This is a genomic window from Spirosoma aureum (assembly GCF_011604685.1).
Classification (GTDB): domain Bacteria; phylum Bacteroidota; class Bacteroidia; order Cytophagales; family Spirosomataceae; genus Spirosoma; species Spirosoma aureum.
Genome location: NZ_CP050063.1, coordinates 7,053,116 through 7,074,142 on the forward strand (window position 1 = coordinate 7,053,116; position 21,027 = coordinate 7,074,142).

Annotated in this window: 14 protein-coding genes; 4 read left to right on the forward strand and 10 right to left on the reverse strand. The window is 47.0% G+C overall.

All coding sequences use genetic code 11. From position 1 onward, the window contains the following. Window positions 1-91 precede the first annotated feature (91 nt). The 7 genes from G8759_RS28020 to G8759_RS28050 all read right to left on the reverse strand — a co-directional run bounded on the left by G8759_RS28020 (window position 92) and on the right by G8759_RS28050 (window position 12,395). A complete protein-coding gene (locus G8759_RS28020; RefSeq protein WP_167215895.1) occupies window positions 92-1,123 on the reverse strand; it encodes a sugar phosphate isomerase/epimerase family protein in 1,032 nt (343 codons plus the stop codon). 100 nt (window positions 1,124-1,223) lie between these two features. Next, on the reverse strand, window positions 1,224-2,450 hold the full coding sequence (locus G8759_RS28025; RefSeq protein WP_167215897.1) for a class I mannose-6-phosphate isomerase: 1,227 nt from the start codon (window positions 2,448-2,450) through the stop codon (window positions 1,224-1,226). 26 nt (window positions 2,451-2,476) lie between these two features. Next, entirely contained in the window at window positions 2,477-3,532 is a 1,056-nt protein-coding gene (locus G8759_RS28030) for an aldose 1-epimerase family protein (protein ID WP_167215899.1), read from the reverse strand. 64 nt (window positions 3,533-3,596) lie between these two features. Then, a complete protein-coding gene (locus G8759_RS28035) occupies window positions 3,597-4,385 on the reverse strand; it encodes a 3-keto-disaccharide hydrolase (protein WP_167215902.1) in 789 nt (262 codons plus the stop codon). Window positions 4,386-4,412: 27 nt separating this feature from the next. Further along, a complete protein-coding gene (locus G8759_RS28040; RefSeq protein WP_167215904.1) occupies window positions 4,413-7,124 on the reverse strand; it encodes a c-type cytochrome in 2,712 nt (903 codons plus the stop codon). Between the two features lie 472 nt (window positions 7,125-7,596). After that, complete coding sequence (locus G8759_RS28045) at window positions 7,597-9,114, reverse strand: RagB/SusD family nutrient uptake outer membrane protein (protein WP_167215906.1); 1,518 nt, start codon at window positions 9,112-9,114, stop codon at window positions 7,597-7,599. Between the two features lie 53 nt (window positions 9,115-9,167). Next, window positions 9,168-12,395, reverse strand: a complete 3,228-nt coding sequence (locus G8759_RS28050; protein ID WP_167215908.1) for a SusC/RagA family TonB-linked outer membrane protein — start codon at window positions 12,393-12,395, stop codon at window positions 9,168-9,170. 659 nt (window positions 12,396-13,054) lie between these two features. Here G8759_RS28050 and G8759_RS28055 point away from each other — a divergent pair. The 3 genes from G8759_RS28055 (at window position 13,055) to G8759_RS28065 (ending at window position 15,625) form a co-directional block, all read left to right on the forward strand. Next, entirely contained in the window at window positions 13,055-14,071 is a 1,017-nt protein-coding gene (locus tag G8759_RS28055; RefSeq protein ID WP_167215910.1) for a GntR family transcriptional regulator, read from the forward strand. A 200-nt stretch (window positions 14,072-14,271) separates the two neighbouring features. After that, complete coding sequence (locus tag G8759_RS28060) at window positions 14,272-14,658, forward strand: LytTR family DNA-binding domain-containing protein (protein ID WP_167215915.1); 387 nt, start codon at window positions 14,272-14,274, stop codon at window positions 14,656-14,658. A gap of 553 nt (window positions 14,659-15,211) precedes the next feature. Continuing rightward, window positions 15,212-15,625: an RrF2 family transcriptional regulator gene (locus tag G8759_RS28065; protein ID WP_167215917.1), complete on the forward strand. Its 414-nt coding sequence runs from the start codon at window positions 15,212-15,214 to the stop codon at window positions 15,623-15,625. Window positions 15,626-15,765: 140 nt separating this feature from the next. Here G8759_RS28065 and tkt read toward each other — a convergent pair whose 3' ends face one another. Then, the gene (gene tkt, locus G8759_RS28070; RefSeq protein WP_167215919.1) at window positions 15,766-17,811 is read right to left on the reverse strand and encodes a transketolase; all 2,046 of its coding nucleotides are present in this window, start codon (window positions 17,809-17,811) and stop codon (window positions 15,766-15,768) included. 358 nt (window positions 17,812-18,169) lie between these two features. On the opposite strand from tkt, the gene pyk reads away from it, so the two are divergent. After that, entirely contained in the window at window positions 18,170-19,606 is a 1,437-nt protein-coding gene (pyk, locus tag G8759_RS28075) for a pyruvate kinase (RefSeq protein ID WP_167215921.1), read from the forward strand. Window positions 19,607-19,767: 161 nt separating this feature from the next. On the opposite strand, the gene G8759_RS28080 is transcribed toward pyk, so the two are convergent. Together G8759_RS28080 and yihA are read right to left on the reverse strand one after the other, a co-directional pair. Then, window positions 19,768-20,250 carry a DUF5606 family protein gene (locus G8759_RS28080; protein ID WP_167215923.1) on the reverse strand — a complete coding sequence of 161 codons (483 nt, stop codon included), beginning with the start codon at window positions 20,248-20,250 and terminating at the stop codon, window positions 19,768-19,770. 130 nt (window positions 20,251-20,380) lie between these two features. Then, the gene (gene yihA / locus G8759_RS28085) at window positions 20,381-20,983 is read right to left on the reverse strand and encodes a ribosome biogenesis GTP-binding protein YihA/YsxC (RefSeq protein WP_167215925.1); all 603 of its coding nucleotides are present in this window, start codon (window positions 20,981-20,983) and stop codon (window positions 20,381-20,383) included. Window positions 20,984-21,027: the final 44 nt, after the last annotated feature.

A 21,027-nucleotide genomic window follows, 5' to 3' on the forward strand; every position in this document is an offset into this window, starting at 1 on the left:
GCTCCTGTCAGGATCAACGCACCTGGATTCGATGTGTCAATCACTGAAGACTGTAGTTGAAAACGCACGGGCAACCCCGTGAAAACTTAATTTATGCTTCGTACCAGCCGTGTAACTGCCGGACTTTTATCATGGTAGCCAGGATATCGTTCCATGTTTGTGGGCGCGTCATCACCTCATTCGGGAACATACAACCATCCCAGCAAATATGCTTGAATGCTTTGGTAAGCTGACCGTTTTCGTCCCGCAGCCAGTAGCCTGCATCATGGGCAACGTCGAGTTTACCATTTGGGTCCAGTGCCTGGCAGTGGCGGCCTGTTTTATCGTGGGAGCCGGAACCGAATACAGTTCCATCATTCTGGGCAACATGGAAGTCGATTGTCCAGGGTCGCAACGCTTTCGTTAGGGTCTTCAGCGCATCATTCAGCGTTTTCCGATCGCTCCAATCGAAGTTTTCGGGAAGGATGCGATCCTGTTCCCGGTTATACCCCATCGTGTATAACAAGGTATGGGCCATATCGGCCTGGAAACCCATGTTCGGGCGATCAACGGCTTCCAGCGTTTCGAGCATTGTTTTCCAGCTGTGCATACCGCCCCAGCAAATTTCGCCCTCGGCTGCCAGTTTCTCGCCGTATTCAGCGGCTACGTCGCAGGCTTCCTGAAAGGTTTGTACGATCAACTTAGAATTTCCGGCTGGATCAGCATCCCAGGCCGTTGGCGAACTGGCCGAATCGATACGAACAACCCCGCTGGGCCGTATACCAATTTCACTAAGTTTCTGACCAATATGGCACGATTTACGCACCATTTCGACAAACTGAGCACGCTCTTCTTTTGTCCCCATTGCAGGGCCACCCCAAATGGGTGCAACCAGCGAGCCAATCTTCAGATCATAGCCACCAACTTTATCGGCTAATCGTTTAATGTCGTCATCCGACATATTGATGTCGAGGTGTTCGAAAAGAGCCAGATCGACGCCATCGAATTTGACCCCATCTACCTCAGCGGCAGCGGTCTTTTCCAACATGGTATCGAAAGGAATAATGGGTTCGGAGCCGGGGCCTTTGCCAACTACTCCCGGCCACATGGCATTGTGGAGTTTAGGATAGTTATTCTCGTTCATGAAAAGGGAAAATTTAAGATTTAATTTTTTTCAGTTTTCAGTTTGCGGAGTAACGCTCCGGGCTCAAACTGAAAACTATAAACCGAAAACTGAAAACTCCCTACAACGTCAGATCTGGGTTAGACGGGCCGAAGTGCTTGAGCATGACAATTGGATCGGTGGTCGAGTGGTTTACAATCGTTACGCCGTCCAGTGCTGCTTTTTCGCTCACAAAAAACTCATCGTTGGTCAATTGTCCGTACCGGATCAGGGCGGGTGTTTCCACATTCCAGACCCCTAATTTACCATGTCCCTGCATCATGATCAGACCATAGGCCGCACTATCTTTAATGGTTACGGTCGCTCCCGGTAAAACGGTGAGTTCTTTCGCGCTAAACGCATCCGATTTGTAGCAAACCCAAACTTCACTATAACCCTTAGCCTTCATTTCGTCTACATCGCTAACTGGCTTTGGGCTCATGAACCGATTGGCCATCATTTGCGGATCGGTATTCAGGTCCCAATCAATGGCTTCCATCAGTTGATCGTAATCGCCGATCCGGTCTTTGGGTGTACCATTCCACAGTAACTCTTCCGGAATTATGGCTTCGTTAACCAGCGACTGATACATCGCAAATACGTCAGACGCTTTCTGTGGTTCGTAAGTACATAGGCTTCCCGGCGCGTGAAGCAGTCCAGGAGGAACATCCCAGCCCGTTCCAGGTTCGAGCCGATAGGCCGACGAATAATTGGTGATTTTGTTATCGCCTTTGGTGAAGTTTTGCAGGCATTCTTTTATCTGCTCTTTCGTGGTACCCGGCGCAATACCAATAAAGGTATACGGGAAATCACCGCCGTGGTTATTAACCTGAGGGGGGAAATAATAGGCTTCAGGTTTGCCCAGTTGACCGATCAATGCCGCCTGTTCATCGTTGTGATGAAGATGGTGGGGCAAGGGGCCCATATTGTCGAAAAACTTGGAGTACATTGGCCAGGCACCATACTCATTCCATAAGCGGTCGCCGATCAGTTCTCCCTTTAATTCGTCAACGGCATCTTTGAGCAAAAACAGCGTTTCGGTACCGTCTTCGTCCTGAAAAACGATGTGACTCAGCCCCTCATTTTCACCTGTCAATGGGCCGTTTTTAGCGGGTGTAGTCGATGAGAACCAACGCTCATCAATACCGCCCCGCTCTCCACCCAGCACATAATAATCGTCTGGGTGTAGTTTTATGCGTCTTCCTGGTACGCAGAATGAACGCGGAACCCAGGTCGGCGTTAGCCGCAAAATTCCTTTCCCCTGTTCTAAAGCTTTTTCAGCTACGGTTACTTTTTCGGTTGTTTGCATACAGATTTATTGTTACTCGACTTTTACTAATTGCTCACAAAGTCACTAATTGCCGTTTGGTCGGTCAATACCTCGATTTCCAGATCGTAGACACGGTGTTCGCCCGGCGCGATAAACAGCAGAGAACCCTCTTCTCTGGCTTTGGCCTGTCCAATGGGTGGATGTGTACCCGGTTCGATGCCCGTGACATACTCACCTGCTCCCCAATGCTGCCAATTGGTTAACCAGGGAAGTTGCTCCTTCCGGAAGCGTAGGGCCAGCGCTACCCCCAGTTTAGCGTTATACAACCCGGCGCTACACCGGCCTGATTCATCAGCAACGATATCAATTATCGCAACGGCTTCACCCGTACCTCGATGGGTTTCCAGCGGTGCCGGACACTTCCGAAAATCATTACCTTCCCAAAAGATCTCGCCATTGATGCCACCTTCGCGGGTTTGCCAGTTGCCCTTCCAGATAATATCCGTTCCTTCATCGACCAAAGGCCATCCAAAATTGACATGATAAAGCAGCATATGCGGAGCCGGTGTGTTGGCCCGATTGATCACTTCATCATGAATTCGAATGGAGGGATGGCCGAGGGTGCCCGATATAGTTCGCCGTAGTTCCAGGCTAGGTCCAAATACTCTGGTTTCTGTTATCCGGCCCGTAATGCTCATCTCAAGCCGTCCCATAGCAGGATCGGGCTGAATTATGGATTCAATCTCTGCCGGAATATTGCTGATATGCCCATGCAAACCGCGCTCACCATACGAATCCTGCTCAGGTCCGCCCACATGCGTCAGTCCGCAGGTTGTCAGCAGGCCGCCGTTAAAGGTCCGGAGCCAGTCGATTCCCCGATCTGAGAACGGTTCGGGCCGGGTGATACCTGAATGACTCAGCCAGGCCAGGCTGTGCTGGTTATAGAATGCATCGGCAATATCCATTGCCCGGTCAATGACCACTTTATAGCGTAGACCTGTTCCGGTATTGATCCAGGCAATACGGGTACCTCTTCCGGCCCCATTATCCAGTACCGCGGTTTCAATACCACCCAACTGGGCTGGATTCCCTATTTTATTATGCCAGGGTTGTAGTGTCAAAATAAGCTCATGTCAGAACCTCCCAAAACAATTGGCTCATTTTGGGAGGTTGGCGGTTTACGATCTACAGTTGTTTCAGCATCAGGTTTCGGTATTGCACCTTCATGGGTGGTCCTACGTGTACCTGCACGCCAAGTAATCCTTTCGCTTTTCGGTTAACAGTGTCATCATCCGTTACTTCACTCATCAACACATCATTGATATAGTGCTGTAATCGATTACCCTTAATAACTAAATGAAAGGTATTCCAGTCTTCGCTTTTTATAAAAGTCTTCAGCGAATCGGAGCTACCCAGCGAACCGGTCACATTCAACCCATTCCAGGCATTACTTTTCACATTGGCTCGAATGGCTTCCGGCGTGTTTTCTCCCGCGTAGGTTCCGATGGTTGTTTTCTGACCACGATAGGCCAGGGTTGTCCGTTTCCGTTCTTCATAATTCTGACCGGTATAACGCATCTTCCCATCAATATCGGCCTGATACCCTCTGAGCGCAAACGGCACATCCGTTAACTGATCACTCCGATAATTGATCCCGGAGTTCCCTGCTTCTGTGATTTTAAACTCGCCCGTAAACTCAAAGTCGCCGGGCTCTCCGCCCCGCCAGATAATGAACGAATTGGTTTTCAGAAGTTTGTCGGGCGTTATCTCACCTGTTAAACACCCATCTTCAACGCGCCAATAGTTGGGATCACCATCCCAGCCTTTAAGCGATTTACCGTCGAATATCTGGACAAAGCCATCTTTACCAGACTTCTGTTTTTTCGTTTGTCCCCAGGAAATCTCACTAGTACCAGCCAGTAATATGGCCAGTACTAGTCCAACGTGAGTAAGCTTGAACTTTGTTATCGACATAGTAATCATGCGGTTTGGCACTTAAATTTATTTCCCTTTCGAGGTTCCCTGAGTGCTTTTGTAGATCTCATTATCCTGGTTTCCTCCCGATTTCAGGTAAGCCATCAAATCTTTCAATTCATTCGGATTAAGCCCATTAATAAGCCCAGGTAGCATCACTGACTCCGTCGAATACTTCTTAGACGTAACATCTTTCTTTGGTATCTTCCGAAGGAAATCTGGCGCGAATGGATTTTGAGAGATCGAATAAGTTGTTTTATCTTCATTGACTAACCGACCCAACACCGACTGTCCATTTTTCAGGTAAAAGATCGTAGACGCATATTGGTCGGAAACTGTTTTATTGGGCAGGATGATTGCCTCCAGAATGTCCCTGTTCGAAAACCGGGTTCCGAGCTGGGTCAGATCAGGCCCTATGTCTCCACCTTCACCCCGCATGGAGTGGCATCGGCTACACAGAATGGCCGAATAGATTTTTTTGCCAGTCTCGAAATCGCGGCCCGCCAGACCATTATCAACGATTGCCACCGCCGTATCAAGCTTCCAGGGCCGGCCTGGGCCTTTTGGAACGTAGCTACTAACGATGTCGTTTCCAGAAGCGGTTAGTAATTCAGCGCCCGACAGTTTATTATAACGGTCAAACTGTTCTTTAGGCACATGAGCCAGTGCCAGTTTTCGAGCTTTGTCGATAAAGCCAATGTAGCTGCGGCCACCCTGATATTTGAACGCATTGGCAAACCAGGTAAAATACTTATCCCGAAGCGCGGGTGTCCAGCCATTTTTAGCACTGCTCAGCATAGTCGCATAGTATGTCTGCTGAGCGGGCGGGAGTTTTTCCAGCATCTTGGCGATATCTAATCCATATTGCGGATTACGCAGGATGAGGTCACTGGATGCCGTTACGGTTTCGCCACCTACTGGTCCCGTTCCATCTTCGTTTTTCTTATCGAGCAACGTAAGGGTCCGATCAACTACACCAGGAGCTTCCAGCGAAATCAGTAATTTGCTGTATGCACGGTTCAACACGGCAGACTTGGCTGGATAACGTGGATTCAGATATGCAATGACTTTGTCTCTGTCGGCACCTTCAGGTATTCCTGTTCGGGTGCAAACCAACTCAATGGCCCGAAGGACAGCCAATTGTTGCTCCTCAGTAAGCGGGTCTAATTTTATCTTCAGCAACGTATTCAGCATCTGGCTCTTCAGGGCTGGATCGCCGTGGTGAGTCAGGGCAATAATTGCATACGTAGCACGGATCGGATCTGTTTCGGCCAGTGCTTTGTCTTGCCACTGACTAACTGGCTGGTGTTCAACAGCAATACGAGCCGCGTAACGAATGAAGCGATCAGCATGATTCAGGTAAGGCCAGGCAGCATCAACAGCACCGGCCATGGGCTCGCCATGATATTGCTCCAGTTTCGTTCTAATATCATGTTCGGCCGTCAGTGTAGGAGCCTGTGTAGCTGGTGAAACTGACTCCGTGCCGGTATACGTGATCCGATACAAATCGGATTCCAGTCGACGTCCACCCGTCAGAAAATACATCGAGCCATCAGGCCCAACCAGGCCATCGGTCAGCGCCAATGGTGAACCCGAAATAAATTCTTCAGCCGTTGCGCTGTAAGACGATGCTTTAGGCTGTAGATGGACAGCATACATAATCCCAAAACTCCAGTCGAACGCATAAATAGCCTTCTGGTATTTTTGCGGAAAACGGGAACCTCTACCAGCAAAAACACCTGTTGGTGATCCTTGCCCCATATTTAAAACAGCAGGTAAACAATCGGCAAATGTTGGCGACCAGTTACTGGCAGCTGTACGCCAGCCAAATTCGGCTCCACTGGTTATGTGGCAGATACGGGTAGGTTTGTACCATGGCAGGCCGAAATCCCACTCCATATCAGAGTCATAGCCTAAAATATCACCGGCATCGTTGAATGCGAAGTCGAATGTATTCCGGAAACCTGCACCAACCAGCTCCCACTTCTGTCCTTCAGGATCAATTTTGGCAAGCCATCCGCCAGGGGCCATCCGGTCTACAGCGTGCCCACGGGGATCTTTAATAGCCGGGAATAAATTATCCTCCTTCCAGACCGGAGGTAACCGATAAGCATCCATTTTCGGAACGTCGGTAAAGTTACCGCACATTACATACAAGGATTTTTTATCTGGCGACAATACAATGCTATGCGGGCCATGCTCTCCTTCGCCTTTCAGGGCTCTCAGCAGAGTTACTTTATCGAATTGGTCATCGCCATCCGTATCCTGTAAGCGATACAGCCCACTGCCTTTATCAAAGTCCTTATTGGTTCGGTTGTTAACCATCACGTACAGACTATTGAAGGCATACAACAGGCCCTGCGCGTATCCCATCCCCACTTTTTTGGTGGTATCACCGGGCTGAACGACGCCAACATTGAGCTTCTCCACTTTAGGTTGTTGCGATCCGGCACCAATTGGAGGTAGCTCAAGGCGATATAAAAAGCCGTACTGATCGGATGTGATCATTCGACCTTTATCATCAAACGTCATTGCAACCCACGACCCCTGTTTGTTGTCGGATGGGCTGTATAAATGCTCGGCTTTAAAGCCTGGTAGTAGCTTCAGTTTGTCAATTTTTGGATCGTCAAGGCCAGTTCCGACGGGTTCTGCCCCCTGCATAGTGATCCAGGAAGTACCAATCAGAACGATTGCCGCAACCGCTAATCCAAGTTTGGCCACGTTGAATTGAGAAAACATAGTAATTCGTAGATAAAGGTTTGATGGATATTGTTGATGCCCTTCGATTTAGACCCAACCGATACCACATTTGTTGTTGTCAGTTAATAAGAGGCAATATTCTGGCATATTCTACTGATTTAACTGGCGAATACTCAGGATACGAACTGGTCGCATGGAAACAGTTTTTTTCTTTAGTTGTGATCATCCAGTTTTCCAATTTCATGGCTTCAGTTGCGTATTGGTTTCTACTCGCCCATCAGGTAATCATACATTTTGCTGACAACGAAAAGGGCGAGATAATTGATAATGTCGTTGATTTTGCCGAGCCTAAACGAGTGGCTTTCAATTGTCCAGGTTGTAACAATTCGCCAGTTACCTTACGGCTTTGGCTGATTTTTAATCATATTTCGCATTATGCATATCTGTTCGTTCACTCATTTATATATCGGGGTGTCGGGCTTTGCAACCCGACACCCCGACAGGTAATTCATCAGAAATTGGGCGTCAGAGCAGCCTCGACAGCAGGCAGACCATAATAATCATCCAGGACGGTGAATGCATTCGGTGGAGGAACCGCACCAGCCGGAAAATAATAGGCTGCCGGATTCGCTTTTACCTTCGCACCATACGCGCCAATGATTTCCTTCACGCGGCCAGTTCTGGTTAGGTCGAACCAGCGTTTGTTTTCGAAGGCCAGTTCAACGCGCCGTTCTTTGAAAATAGCCTCCCGCATATTGGCCTGAGATGATGCCGTTGTAGCAGCCAAACCTGCACGGGTACGCACTTGGTTGAGGTAAGTAGCAGCCTCACCTGTTTTACCCTGCTCGTTTAACGACTCCGCTAAAAACAGCAGCACTTCGGCATAACGATAAACGGGCCAGTTCTGACCTGTATTTTGGTTCAACGAGTGAGTCCGGGCGTATTTTTTGATATACGGATAGTTTTTGTCGGCTCGCAGGCTACCGCTTAATACAACGGTTCCAATGGAAATATCTTTCCGCTTATCGCCGGGTTCGTAGGCCGCAATCAGATCCGGGGTCGGAATGTTATTACTCTCCTGAGAGGTAGGCTGCGGGTTCGATGTACCGGTAATTGGCGCGATCTCCGCTGCACTTATGGGCGACGGCAGAAAGCGGTAAATCTGGTTACCGTTATACCCGGCCGAGCCTTCCATGTACTGAATTTCAAACACGGACTCCTGATTGTTCTTGTTCGTGCTGGTAAATGAAAAGGCATTGTTGTAATCAGGCATCAGCGCATAACCATCGTTGGTTACTACGTCTTTCATTGTCGATTCAACCTGGGCCCATTTTTTCTGAGTCAGGTAGAGATTCGCTAACAGCGTTTTAGCAGCCCCCGAGGTTGCCCGACCCGCTTCCTGCTTTGCTTTATTCAGCAGAAGCTTACTAGCATCCGTCGCGTCTTTTTCTATCTGAGCATAGACTTGTTCCGTTGTCGAAAGTGGTAAGGCGGCATCTTCCCGGCCCGTAATGGGCGTTAAATGCAGTGGCACTTTACCGAATAACCGAATCAGGTCGAAGTAGGCAAAGGCTCTTAGAAACAGTGCCTGGCCCTTCAAATTGTCTTTGATTGCGGGCGTACTGAACGTTATTCCGGTACCATCGATAAGCGCCAGAATTTGATTGGCACGGGCAATAATCACATAATTCAACCGATACTGTACCAGCACGTTATCATTGGCGGTAACGCCATTAGCGGTCGGAACGGCAAAATCAGCCACGTTCTCTGTCGGGTCAACAGCCCCATAGAGCGTGTTGCGGGCATAATACGTATTGTCGGAGTGCATTTCCTCCAGAACCCAGGCCCGTTCGTTATACATCTGCCGAAAAGGTACATAAGCACCATTGACAGCCTGCTGGAAATCGGCTTCGGTTTTGAAGAATGTTGCCGAACTCAACGCCGTTTCGGGTATTACAGTCAGAAAATCTTTCTGGCAACCGGTTAGGGCAATTCCTAAAAGCCAGGTCGCAATAAGTTTTGTTTTCATTCTATATATAAAATAAGAATGTTGAAAATATGATTTAGAAATGCTGGTCTGATTTAGAAATTCAGGTTAACGCCTAGCGTGAAGGTGCGTGGAACTGGGTAGTTTGAGTAATCGACGCCCTGGCTCAAATTGTCGCCCGGCCCATCACCTGCCTGGTTTCCACTGGTTTCCGGATTTGGACCGCCCCAGTATTTCGTGAATATATAGACCTGTTGCGCCGACGCATAAACCCGGGCTGATTTGAATAGCTTATTGACAGCCCCTATGTTATAGCCCAGCGTTATGTTTTTGATGGTGAAAAATGACGCATCAGCCAGGAATTGCGAGCTATGCCAGTCGCGCTCAATACCCGTAAAGTTTCCGCCATTGTTCGTTGCACCGAACTGACCTGCTCCCTGGGTAATTACATTGGTTGCTACCCCAGTAGGAGTACCGTTAATATTAACCATGGTATTCTGCACCCGGAAGCGGTCTTTTACGCCTTCTACCATGTTGAATACGCCATCCAGGTTGGCTGTGCTGTATAAGTGGCGAACCCAGAGTTGGTTACCGTAGGAGCCGGAACCTGTTATCGAGAAATCGAAGTTGCCGTATTTCAAATCGTTGGTAATCCCGTAGGTAAATTTCGGGAATGGGCTTCCAAGGATGGTCCGGTCATCAGCATCACCACCGTTTGTAATAACCCCATCGCCATTTATGTCTTTAAACTTGATGGTACCGATGGCTGAACGGCCTGGGATGACGGGTGAACTCCTGAGTTCTTCAGCAGTCTTATAATATCCTTCTTTCACCAAGCCATAGAATTGGCCGAAGGGCTTACCGACCTGCGTAATGTGGAAGCCCACACCACTATACACCCGATCGATCCCCGGAGCCAGCGCGACAACCAGATTTCGGTTAAAGGAGATATTGGCGTTAGTTGTCCATTTCAGTTTACCCGTTGTGTTTTTGGTTGTCAGCGAGAATTCATGCCCCCAGAACTTAATTTCACCAATGTTGTCATTGAAGTTAGTGAAACCCGATTCCTGCGGAACCTGTACCGCGTAGAGCAGGTTCGTTGTACGTTTCGTATAAAAATCGTAGATGAACTGAATCCGGTCATTCAATAACCCCAGATCAAGCCCTATATCAAACTGCTTGGTCGTTTCCCATCCTAAATTAGGGTTAGCCAGCGATGTAACGACAGCCCCTGTAGCAACCGTGCTACCAAATACCGCATTGGTCGTATTGTTAACCAAGGCATACGATGTGTAGTTACCAATGTTATTATTGCCGATTACGCCATAACTAGCCCGAATTTTGGCAAACGAAATCTGTTGGATTGGTTTCAGAAAATCTTCATCCGACACTACCCAGCCTACCGAAGCCGATGGGAACGTACCAAACTGATTGTTCGCTCCGAAGCGTGACGATCCATCTGTCCGTACAGCCGCCGTAAACAGGTATTTGCCTTTGTAGTTATACGTCAGGCGAGACAGATAAGAGGTCAGAGCCCATTGGTTTATGCCGTTATTCGTACCACCCCGGTTTATATTAAGTGCTCCCTGAATCGTTGGTAGTCGGTCATCGGCGTACGTATCAGCCTGAATACGGCTGAATTCCTGACGGTACCATTGGTTCGTAAAACCAGCCAGCAACTCAAAGCTATGATCATTAAAGGTACGGGTGTAAGTCGCCAGGTTTTCGTTTAGCCAGGATGTATTTTCCAATCCCTGTCGAATCGAAACCGCCGTGGTGGGGATCGGCACGTTAATGGCGCTGGTAGCCGTCGACGGATTAAAGAAGAAGAACTTCGAATTTTGGTATTCGATGTTCATTGTCGACCGGAGGGTTAACCCATTAATCGGTCGGTATTGCACATAGGCATTCGCCAGCAGGTTTGTATTCTTGGTTTCGTTAATCAGTTCTTTAGCAGCTCGCAGCCAGTTCGGATACTGAAAAATATTACCTGTGCTAGCCGGAAACTGGTTGAATTTGGTTAATTCACCATTGGCATCGTAAATGGGCATCACCGGCCATGTGTGCAGCGCGTTGAACAAAATCCCGGTTCCACGGTCACCATCTGTCCGGGGCGTATTGTCGAACACGTAGGAAGGTGCTACGTTAAAGCCAACGGTTACCTTATCCGACAGGTTATAGTTTGAGTTCAGGCGCAGCGAGTACCGTTTGTACTTGTTGTTCAAGACTACCCCATCCTGGTTGAAGATACCGGCTACCAACGACGTATTGGCCTTGCCTGTATTATTAGAAATGCTCAGATTATAGCTCTGAATGGGGGCCTGCCGCAGTAACGCATCATACCAGTCGTTGTTTTTTCCTTCATACTGCGAGGGATTCTGGAACTCAGCCGGTACGGGCTGCAACTGATCTTCATAGAAATCTTTCTTGAACTGGGCGAACTCAACGGCGTTCAGCATTTTCACCCGACCTCGCATAGGTACCTTCTGTACCCCCGCATACGCGCTGAAGCTAATGTTTGTCTGGCCAGGTTTCCCTTTTTTCGTTGTTATCAGTACAACTCCGTTTGCCGCCCGAGAACCATACAGCGAGGTCGAAGCAGCATCTTTCAAAACCGAAAGATCTTCAATCTCATCCGGGTTAAGCTGGGCAATGTTCCCCGTTATCGGGAAACCATCGATGACGTAAAGCGGGTCACTACCAGCCGAAACCGATACCTGACCCCGAATACGGATACTAATACCCTGACCAGGCTTACCAGTCGCCTGGTTGATCTGCACACCCGCCAGACGACCTTGTAATTTCTGGCCAATCTGTGAAACAGGTAAATCTTTAATTTCTGCTGCACTTACCGTTTGAACAGCCCCGGTTATTTCTTTTTTCAACTGGCTACCATAGCCCACAACTACCACTTCGTTCAGCGTTTGGTCGTCGGGAGACAGAGTAACCGTTATCGACGTTTGACTACCTACCACTACCTCTTTTCGGCCATAGCCCACAAAACTAAAAACCAGTGTGGCATTGGTATTCGGCACCGTAATTTTAAAACTGCCCGTACCATCGGTGTTGGTTCCCTGGGTAGTTCCTTTAACAATGACACTCACGCCCGGCAATGCGGCCCCCTTCTCGTCGATCACCTTACCCGATACGGCTATGTCTGCCAGAGCGGTAACTATGTGCGACTTATCCTTCATTGTAACATTCCTGGCGATCAAAAGCCCGTTTTTGACTGCATTACTTTTCTGCACTATTACCTCCTGTGCGTAGCCTGAATAACTGCCCGTTATCAGACCTAGCACTGCTAATTGATAGAGTCTTTTCATGAGATTAACAAAAGAGATTAGGATTAAAGAACTAGCTGAACTGGCTTTCAAAAAACCAATTCAATGGCCAAATATTACCATCTCAGTGCCGCCAACTTTCCCATACTTACCCACTTTCATAATTATTTAAATAAATTAATCTACAATTCTCATTAGCCACCATTCATTATTTCTGCCCGGTAGATGAGGGCAGAAAGTAGATTGAAGGATTCCATAGATCATTTCCTATAGTTTTTATAGTAATCATTTACCGGGACTGACTTTCCCTTTAGCCAAAGCCTGAAAAAGCCTGACAGGAAAGCCAACCTAATTAACACCCTTATTGCTATCCTACCTGTGAGCAAGGCAACCGTTATCTGATTTCCTCGAATATATTCGATCGAAAAAAATGGATTAATTATTACTAATATTACATATGATAATTTATTTATTATATCACTTATTCATTCGTAGCTTAACCGCATAAACATTCTGAATTCGGGTAGTAGGATTAGGAAAAATGACCTTTTTATAGAGAAATTCGTCTTACGTTTTTTCTGGAATTATTTATTATCCAGATTGCCTGTTACTATGGACTGCGCTTTTGCTGGTAGCCATGCTATAATGAATTTAGTCAGCCAGTTCGATGCTGCTACTAGTTCAGTCTAAATTAATCCAACATGCTCCGACATATTAAAATCAACGACTATTCGAATACCCCTAAGTATCAGCAGATTTATAACTCAATTGTAGAGGGTATTGAAAATCGGGATATAATTCCAGGCGACAAATTGCCGTCCATTCATGAGTTATGTGCCGAATTCGATGTAGCCAAAGGAACCATTGAGCGAGCCTACGAGCTCCTCAAGGAAAAAGAAATTATCGAGGCTGTTCGAGGAAAAGGATTTTACATAAACTATACCAAGACTGGCCAGAACCTGAAAATATTCTTACTATTCAACAAACTGAGTGCTCACAAAAAAATCATTTACGACTCATTTGTTGAACTGCTGGGGCCTGGGGTTGCGATCGATTTCTTTATCTATAACAATGATTTCAGGCTATTTCGGGATCTGATTGAGCGTCAGGCCCGTAACCATACTCATTATGTGATCATTGGCCATTTTTATGAAGGGGGCGAAAAAGCAAATGAGTTGATCAATAGCTTACCAAAACATAAGCTAATCATTCTGGATAAGCTTCTGGAAGGGGTATCAGGAACGTATGCTGCGGTATTTCAGAATTTTGAAAAAGATCTCTATCAGGCCCTGACCGATGCGCTCCCTTTATTAAAGAAATACACGACACTTTGTATTCTGTTTCCCTCATATACCTATCACCCGAAAGCAATTCTTAATGGCTTCTATAAGTTTTGCTACGAGCATAATTTTAATACCCGTGTGATTGATAACATTCAACAGGAGGTGATCTATCCGCAACAAGCCTACATCAATTTAATGGAAGATGACCTTGTTGAACTTATCAAGAAAATCAAGATGACAACGTACATTGTTGGTCAGGAGGTTGGCATTTTGTCCTACAATGAAACACCGCTAAAAGAATTCCTGCTGGAAGGTATTACGGTCATGTCCACCGATTTTGCTCAAATGGGCCGCACAGCAGCTCAATTGGTACTCAACGCCAGTGTAGAGCACATCGAAAACCCGTTTCAGCTTATCGTACGAAAGTCACTTTAGCGATTGCCCTGTCGATTTGATGACTATACCACATTTCCACAAATCCATTCGGCAATCGCTCGCGTATATACCCTTGACTTTTCTTTTCAAAATATAGTTAATAAGGCTTCTCATTTAGGGTTGCCTTATTTTATTAATTCTTAAATTTACTCATATCTTTATTACATCACTAATAGTTACCATATCGCCACAAAATTTACATGAAATTTAGTAAGTTGACTATCAACACCTGCCGCATTTTATATTTAATGGGTTGGGGAAACTACACCCGTATATTTCTGACTGACGCATCACCGGAGCTCAACTCCACCACGCTCAAAAAATGTGTCACTATGCTGCCTGGCTTTATTCGTCTGAGCAAGAGCCTGGCCGTAAATCCGACTCACATTGTACAGGTTCGCCGGAATAATGATCGCTCGGCGGATGTGCTGGTTGCCGATATCTGGCTTCCGGTAAGTCGGCGTCGTGTTACTCCGGTGGTTCGACAACTTAATAGTTTACCAGGGGGAAAAATTAAAGGACTGGCTCAATTTCGTAGTCAGCACGACTCCATGGGTACCCCACAAAGTGTTTTCTCATCCAATTAGATTTTCCGCTTTAAACAGTTGATTTTCAGTTAATTTCCAGCGCTATGTACTGGCAGAAATTCTATCTGCAGTATCGCTAATATTAGCAATTTCCTCCAGCAGAAGACAAGGTTTTATCAGTTCAGCATATGGTTGACTAAAATTTGACAGACTAACACAATAAGCTATTGCTGCGGTAGATTTACCTTTTGTCGTCTTTCCTGGCTTATACCTGGATAAGTTGGTCCTGCGTACAAAGCTTAACCTACTTCCAAATTGAATAATATCTATAGGTTAAGTAGGAAGTATTAATTTATTAATCGTTCTTTGCAATCAGAACCAGGCAATGAAGGCAATGCTGCTTTTTAGCCAATTGCAACAACTAGTTGGTAGCATAGTCTCAGATTAAAGCCTATAAAAGTTACGATTTATGCTATGCAGACCCAATAGCTATAACTATTGTAGAGTAGTTGCCAGAATTCGACGAGACTTAGCCCATTAACAGCTTATAGACGTATAGAACACTACCGCCATTGACTCATAAACTACCATTCACCAATAAGAACAAGTAAAAATGATCTCGAAGAAAGCAAAATATGCCATTAAGGCACTCAAGGTGCTAACCGAACAATTCGGAAATGGTCCTGTGCTGATTTCCTATATTTCAGCTCAGGAAGGCATTCCGAAAAAATTTCTGGAAGCCATTCTACTGGAATTACGCAATCATGGTATTCTTCAGAGTCAGAAAGGGAAAGGAGGAGGCTACCTGCTCCGGGTTGAGCCCGAACGGGTGAATCTGGCCCAGGTTGTTCGAATAATTGACGGTCCAATTGCTCCCACACCCTGCGTTTCCCTGAACTTTTATGTCCGTTGCGACGACTGCGAAGATGAAGAAACCTGTAAAATCCGACCTATTATGGAGCGTGTTCGTGATGCAAACCTGTCTGTCTATGAACGAACTACGTTACGATCGTTGGTACAGAATTAGCCTGGGTGGCATATGAAAATTAGTTTTACGAGTACACATACAGGTCCGTAATTACAAGTTATTGAGTCACTACATTTCACACTGAAATCGGCTCGAGATCCGCCAACTTCTGTGTGAAACGTAGTGACTCATGTTATTCATCAGGATAAGATCTCTTTTTTTTCAATGTCTTCGGGTTGTCCCTGTAACACGGCTTTTGCCTTTTTAACCACATTTTCGACTGTAAACCCGAAATAAGCCATCACCTCCTCGCCGGGGCCAGATAATCCAAATCGATTCATACTGATGGTTGTTCCTTCATCTGTTACATATTTATGCCAGCCAATCGGTGAACCCACTTCAACAGCCAGTCGCTTCCGAATAGAAGGCGGCAAGACCTCATGTTGATACGTTCGGTCCTGCTTTTCAAACAACTCCCAGGAAGGCATGCTGACAACCCGCGCCTGAATGCCTTCCTTTTTAAGTTCGGTCTGGGCATCCAACACTAAGGAAACCTCGGAACCCGTAGCGATCAGAATCAATTGAGGAGATCCTTCGGCTTCGCTTAGAATGTAAGCCCCTTTTTCCAGACCACGTGCCGATCCGTATTTGCTCTGGTCGAGCACTGGAAGTTTTTGACGGCCTAGAATCAGCATAACGGGTGTTTTGGGCTGGGTCATAGCCACCCGCCAGGCTTCTGTAGTTTCATTGGCATCGGCAGGCCGGATAACAATGCTATTCGGAATGGTCCGGAGCGAAACAAATTGCTCAACGGGCTGATGAGTAGGTCCGTCCTCGCCTAACCCGATACTATCATGTGTAAAGACAAACGTTACCGACGATTCGGCGAGTGCTGTCAGGCGGATGGCTCCACGCATGTAGTCAGAAAAGTTCAGGAATGTTCCACCATATGGGTGCACGCCACCGTGTTGCGCCATACCATTGAGCGCAGCTCCCATAGCGTGTTCGCGAACGCCAAACCAGATATTCGAATTTCCATAATGGCCAGGTTGAAAACTAACGTCGCCTTTCGTTGGCATTTCATTGGATGACGCCAGATCGGCCGATCCTCCAAATAAATAAGGTACCCGCTGTTTTAACGCAATCAGAGCCTTACCCGATGCCTGCCGGGTTGCCAGAGGACCATCTTCGGGCTTGAACTGAGGCAGATCAGCATCCCAGTTTTCAGGAAGTTTACCGGCAAACGACCGACTGAAATTGTCGGCTTCCGCAGAAAACTGAGCTTTATAGTGGTCAAATCGTTTTTGCCAGTCGGCCTGTAACGTAGCGCCCTGTTTTCCGGGTTCGAGCAAATGAGGTACAACCTCTTCCGGCACAACAAATGTCTTATCAGGGTCCCATCCGAAAAACTCCTTGGTTTTCCGGACATTCTCTTCACCCAGCGCACTACCGTGTACTTTACTGGTGCCTTCCTGCGGGCTACCATACCCGATAATGGTTCGGACAGCAATGATCGATGGGCGCTCTGTTTCGGCCTGAGCAGCCCGGATAGCTGCCTCAATGGCATCCAGATCATTTCCGTCAGCGACCTGCTGCGTATGCCAGCCATAAGCATCAAATCGAGCCATCCGATCTTCGGTAAAGGCCAGATTGGTTGGCCCATCCAGCGAAATCAGGTTATCATCGTACAGATAAATCAACTTTCCTAATTTAAGGTGCCCCGCCAGCGAAGCCGCTTCCGATGCAATTCCTTCCATCAGATCACCGTCACTTACAATCGAATAGGTATAATGATCGACCACCGTATGCTCCTCTTTGTTGTAGGTAGCTGCCAGAAAGGCTTCGGCCATTGCCATACCCACTCCATTGGCAAACCCCTGCCCCAACGGCCCGGTTGTTACTTCAACTCCTGCCGTTAAGTTTGATTCGGGGTGACCAGGTGTTTTGGAATGGAGTTGCCGAAAACTCTTCAGATCATCGAGCGTCAGGTCGTATCCATAGAGATGCAGGAGGCTATAAAGCAGCGCCGAACCATGGCCTGCCGACAGAACGAATCGATCACGATCGGGCCAATGCGGGTCCTTAGGATTGAATCGTAAGAAGCGCGACCAGAGCACGTAGGCCATCGGTGCCGCACCCAGTGGTAGTCCGGGGTGGCCGGAATTAGCTTTTTGAACGGCATCTACCGACAACAGCCGAATCGTATTAATACTAAGTTGGTCGAGGTCACTGGTCTTAATCGCCATAGCGGGAGAGAAAGTAGGTTAAAACAATGTATCCTGGTCTACCCTTTAAAATCGGGTATTTTAAATAAACTCGTAAATGGGAAAGAAGATTGAAAAAACGATCAAATCTCTGGAAATCATTTACAAAATTGCCCTGGCTTAACACACCATTAACAATCAGCCGTTAGCGATTATCTTCGCGTAATACAGAAGTTCTTAAGTGCTAGTAGCCAAGCCCATTTTGGCTACTAGCCCCGATTCTCAGACCCAACAGTTACGATATAAGTCGTAAAATTTCAGTAAACACAACTGTTTATTAACCCTGCCGGTTATTTTTGCACCGGCTCTTGGCCGTTTTTGCCCAATTTTCCCGTCCCTCATGTCTAAGAAAACCAAGATCGTGGCCACTATCGGCCCGGCTTCCGAAACGAAAGAACAATTGTTGGCATTAGCCAAAGCCGGTGTAAACGTATTCCGGCTTAATTTTTCCCACGGCACCCACGACGATCACCTTATCAGACTTAACCGTATCCGTGAAATCAATGCGGAGTATAACCTAAACCTCTGCGTATTACAGGATTTGCAGGGGCCGAAGATTCGTATCGGTAACGTCGAGAATAAAGACGGCGTCATGATTCTGCCTGGCAACAGACTGGTATTTACAAACGATGATGTACTAGGTACAGCGGAGCGTGTAAGTACCCCCTACAAAGACATGTACAAAGATGTCCATGCGGGCGAGCGTATTCTGATGGACGACGGCAAACTGGAGGTTCGGGTAATTGGTACCGAAGGCACCGACGTAGTCACTGAAGTTGTTTATGGTGGATCCATGAAGTCTAAAAAAGGCGTCAACCTGCCCAATACGCGGGTATCGATGCCTGCCGTAACCGACAAAGACTGGGAAGACCTCAAGTTCGGTCTCGAGCACAATGCCGAATGGATCGCGCTGTCTTTTGTTCGTGAAGCCTCTGAAATTATCGAGATCAAAGAATACATCAAGTCTCAGGGTAAAAACTGCCGCGTTATTGCCAAAATCGAAAAGCCTGAAGCCATTCAGAACATCGATGCCATTATTGCAGCAACTGACGGCTTGATGGTGGCACGCGGTGACCTTGGCGTCGAACTGCCCGCCGAGGAAGTACCGATGATTCAGAAAATGCTCGTTGAGAAGTGTAACAAAGCCGCAAAACCGGTCATTGTTGCTACGCAGATGCTCGAAAGTATGATCGATGCTCCCCGCCCAACCCGCGCCGAAATCAACGACATCGCCAATTCGGTTCTCGATGGGGCCGACGCCGTGATGCTAAGTGCCGAAACAGCTTCTGGTAAATACCCGATTCTGGCGGTCGAGAGTATGGCTAATACAATCTTGCAGGTTGAAAACACAACCGACAAGATTTATTATCGGTATCACGCCTATGTTAATGAACATCCGACCGAAAATGTCATTAATGACAACGTTGTTATGAGTGCCTGCCGTCTGGCACGCGACACCAAGGCGAAAGCGGTTATCGGCATTACCAATTCGGGTTACACAGCAGTACGGCTATCGCACCACCGGCCTAAAGCCGATTTGTTTGTCTTCTCCAACGATCCGCAACTGCGCAATACGCTTGGGTTGTATTGGGGTGTTCAGGTGTTACCTTACGAGCCAAACCCTGAGCTGACGGTCGATCAGACTGTAGAAGGTATCAAACAGACGCTGATTAGCCAGGGCAAGCTGGCTTCCGGCGATATTTTTATCAATACCCTTAGTATGCCACTCACACAGGCTCGCCGAACCAATACGGTGAAGCTAAGTTCTGTCGATTAATGAATTAGAGCCAATTTTCGGATTGGCTCTAACGACTAAAAAGCCGCGAAACCAAGGGTCATCGCGGCTTTTCCGTTCTCACTGAAAATGGAGATTTTTATTAGTTTATGTTCTTGGATGCCTACTTTCCAGAAACCAATCACCCAAAAACATAAACCCATTTATGCTTTTTCTTCTTCTGTTTCGGCGGCTGATGCCTCAGCAGGAGTTTCTTCTGTAGCTGCCTCTACCGATTCGTCAGCTGGTTTTTCGAATACTTCGGGCGCGTATTGGCGCAGAATGCCGAACCATACAATTAATTTTTTAATATCGGCCTGACGAACTCGTTCGCGGTCATAATCAGGCACAACCGACGCCATAAAATCGGCTAGTTCGCTGGGTGATCCTTTTGGATCGACAGTTAGCGTTTCACCGTATTTATCATTGACAGCCAACAGCACATCAGCAAGCGGAATCGACTGATCGGGTGTATCGACGTAAATCGAAATATCGTTCAGAACCGACACCCGAGCCGTTGGGCCCATCATTGTTTTAGCCTTCTTGTCGTCCAGCGATTCAACAATAACACCATTTCGGCTAGGTTTCAAAATCCGAAAAAGGCCGCTTTGACCGGCAATGTTGGCAATTTGTTTTAATGCTTCCATAGATACTTTGTAAAATTGTAACGCCTGTTTAGGCCGACGTATTGCCTTTTTTAGTGGGTAATTAGGTTAAATGGTAATTAAGAATCCGGATTGATGAAGTTAATCTGGCTAGTCCAGCTCGCTTACTTACCTATTTCCTATACTCTTGGTTCAGCGGCCTGATAAAGGACAGGATTTCCTCACGCCCGGCAGCCGTAACAGCAGAGGTAACAAAAAACTGGGGGGCTTCCTCCCAGGTTTCCAGCAATTTAGCCCGATAGGTATCCAGCGTTGCCTGCAACTTGGTCGGACCGAGTTTTTCTGTTTTGGTAAAAACAATCACAAATGGCAATCCTTTCTCGCCCAGATTATACATAAAATCGAGGTCAATTTTTTGCGGTTCAATGCGAGAATCGACCAGCACAAAAATACACAGCAAATTGGGTCGACTGGTCAGATAACCATCAATCAGAGCCGCAAATTTCTCGCGCTCCGTTTTGCTTACCTGTGCATAACCGTAGCCAGGCAAATCGACCAGATACCATTCATTGTCGATCAAAAAGTGATTGATTAACTGGGTCTTACCTGGTTTTCCTGAAATTTTAGCCAGCGATGAGCGGCCCGTCAGCATATTAATCAGTGACGATTTCCCTACATTAGAACGGCCAATGAAAGCGTACTCGGGCCGGTCTGGCTTAGGGCATTTGGCTGGATCAGAATTACTGACAAAGAACTCAGCTTGTTTAACGGGCATAGCAAAGATGGCTGAAACGAGTACAAAGGTCGGAAAGAATAAGG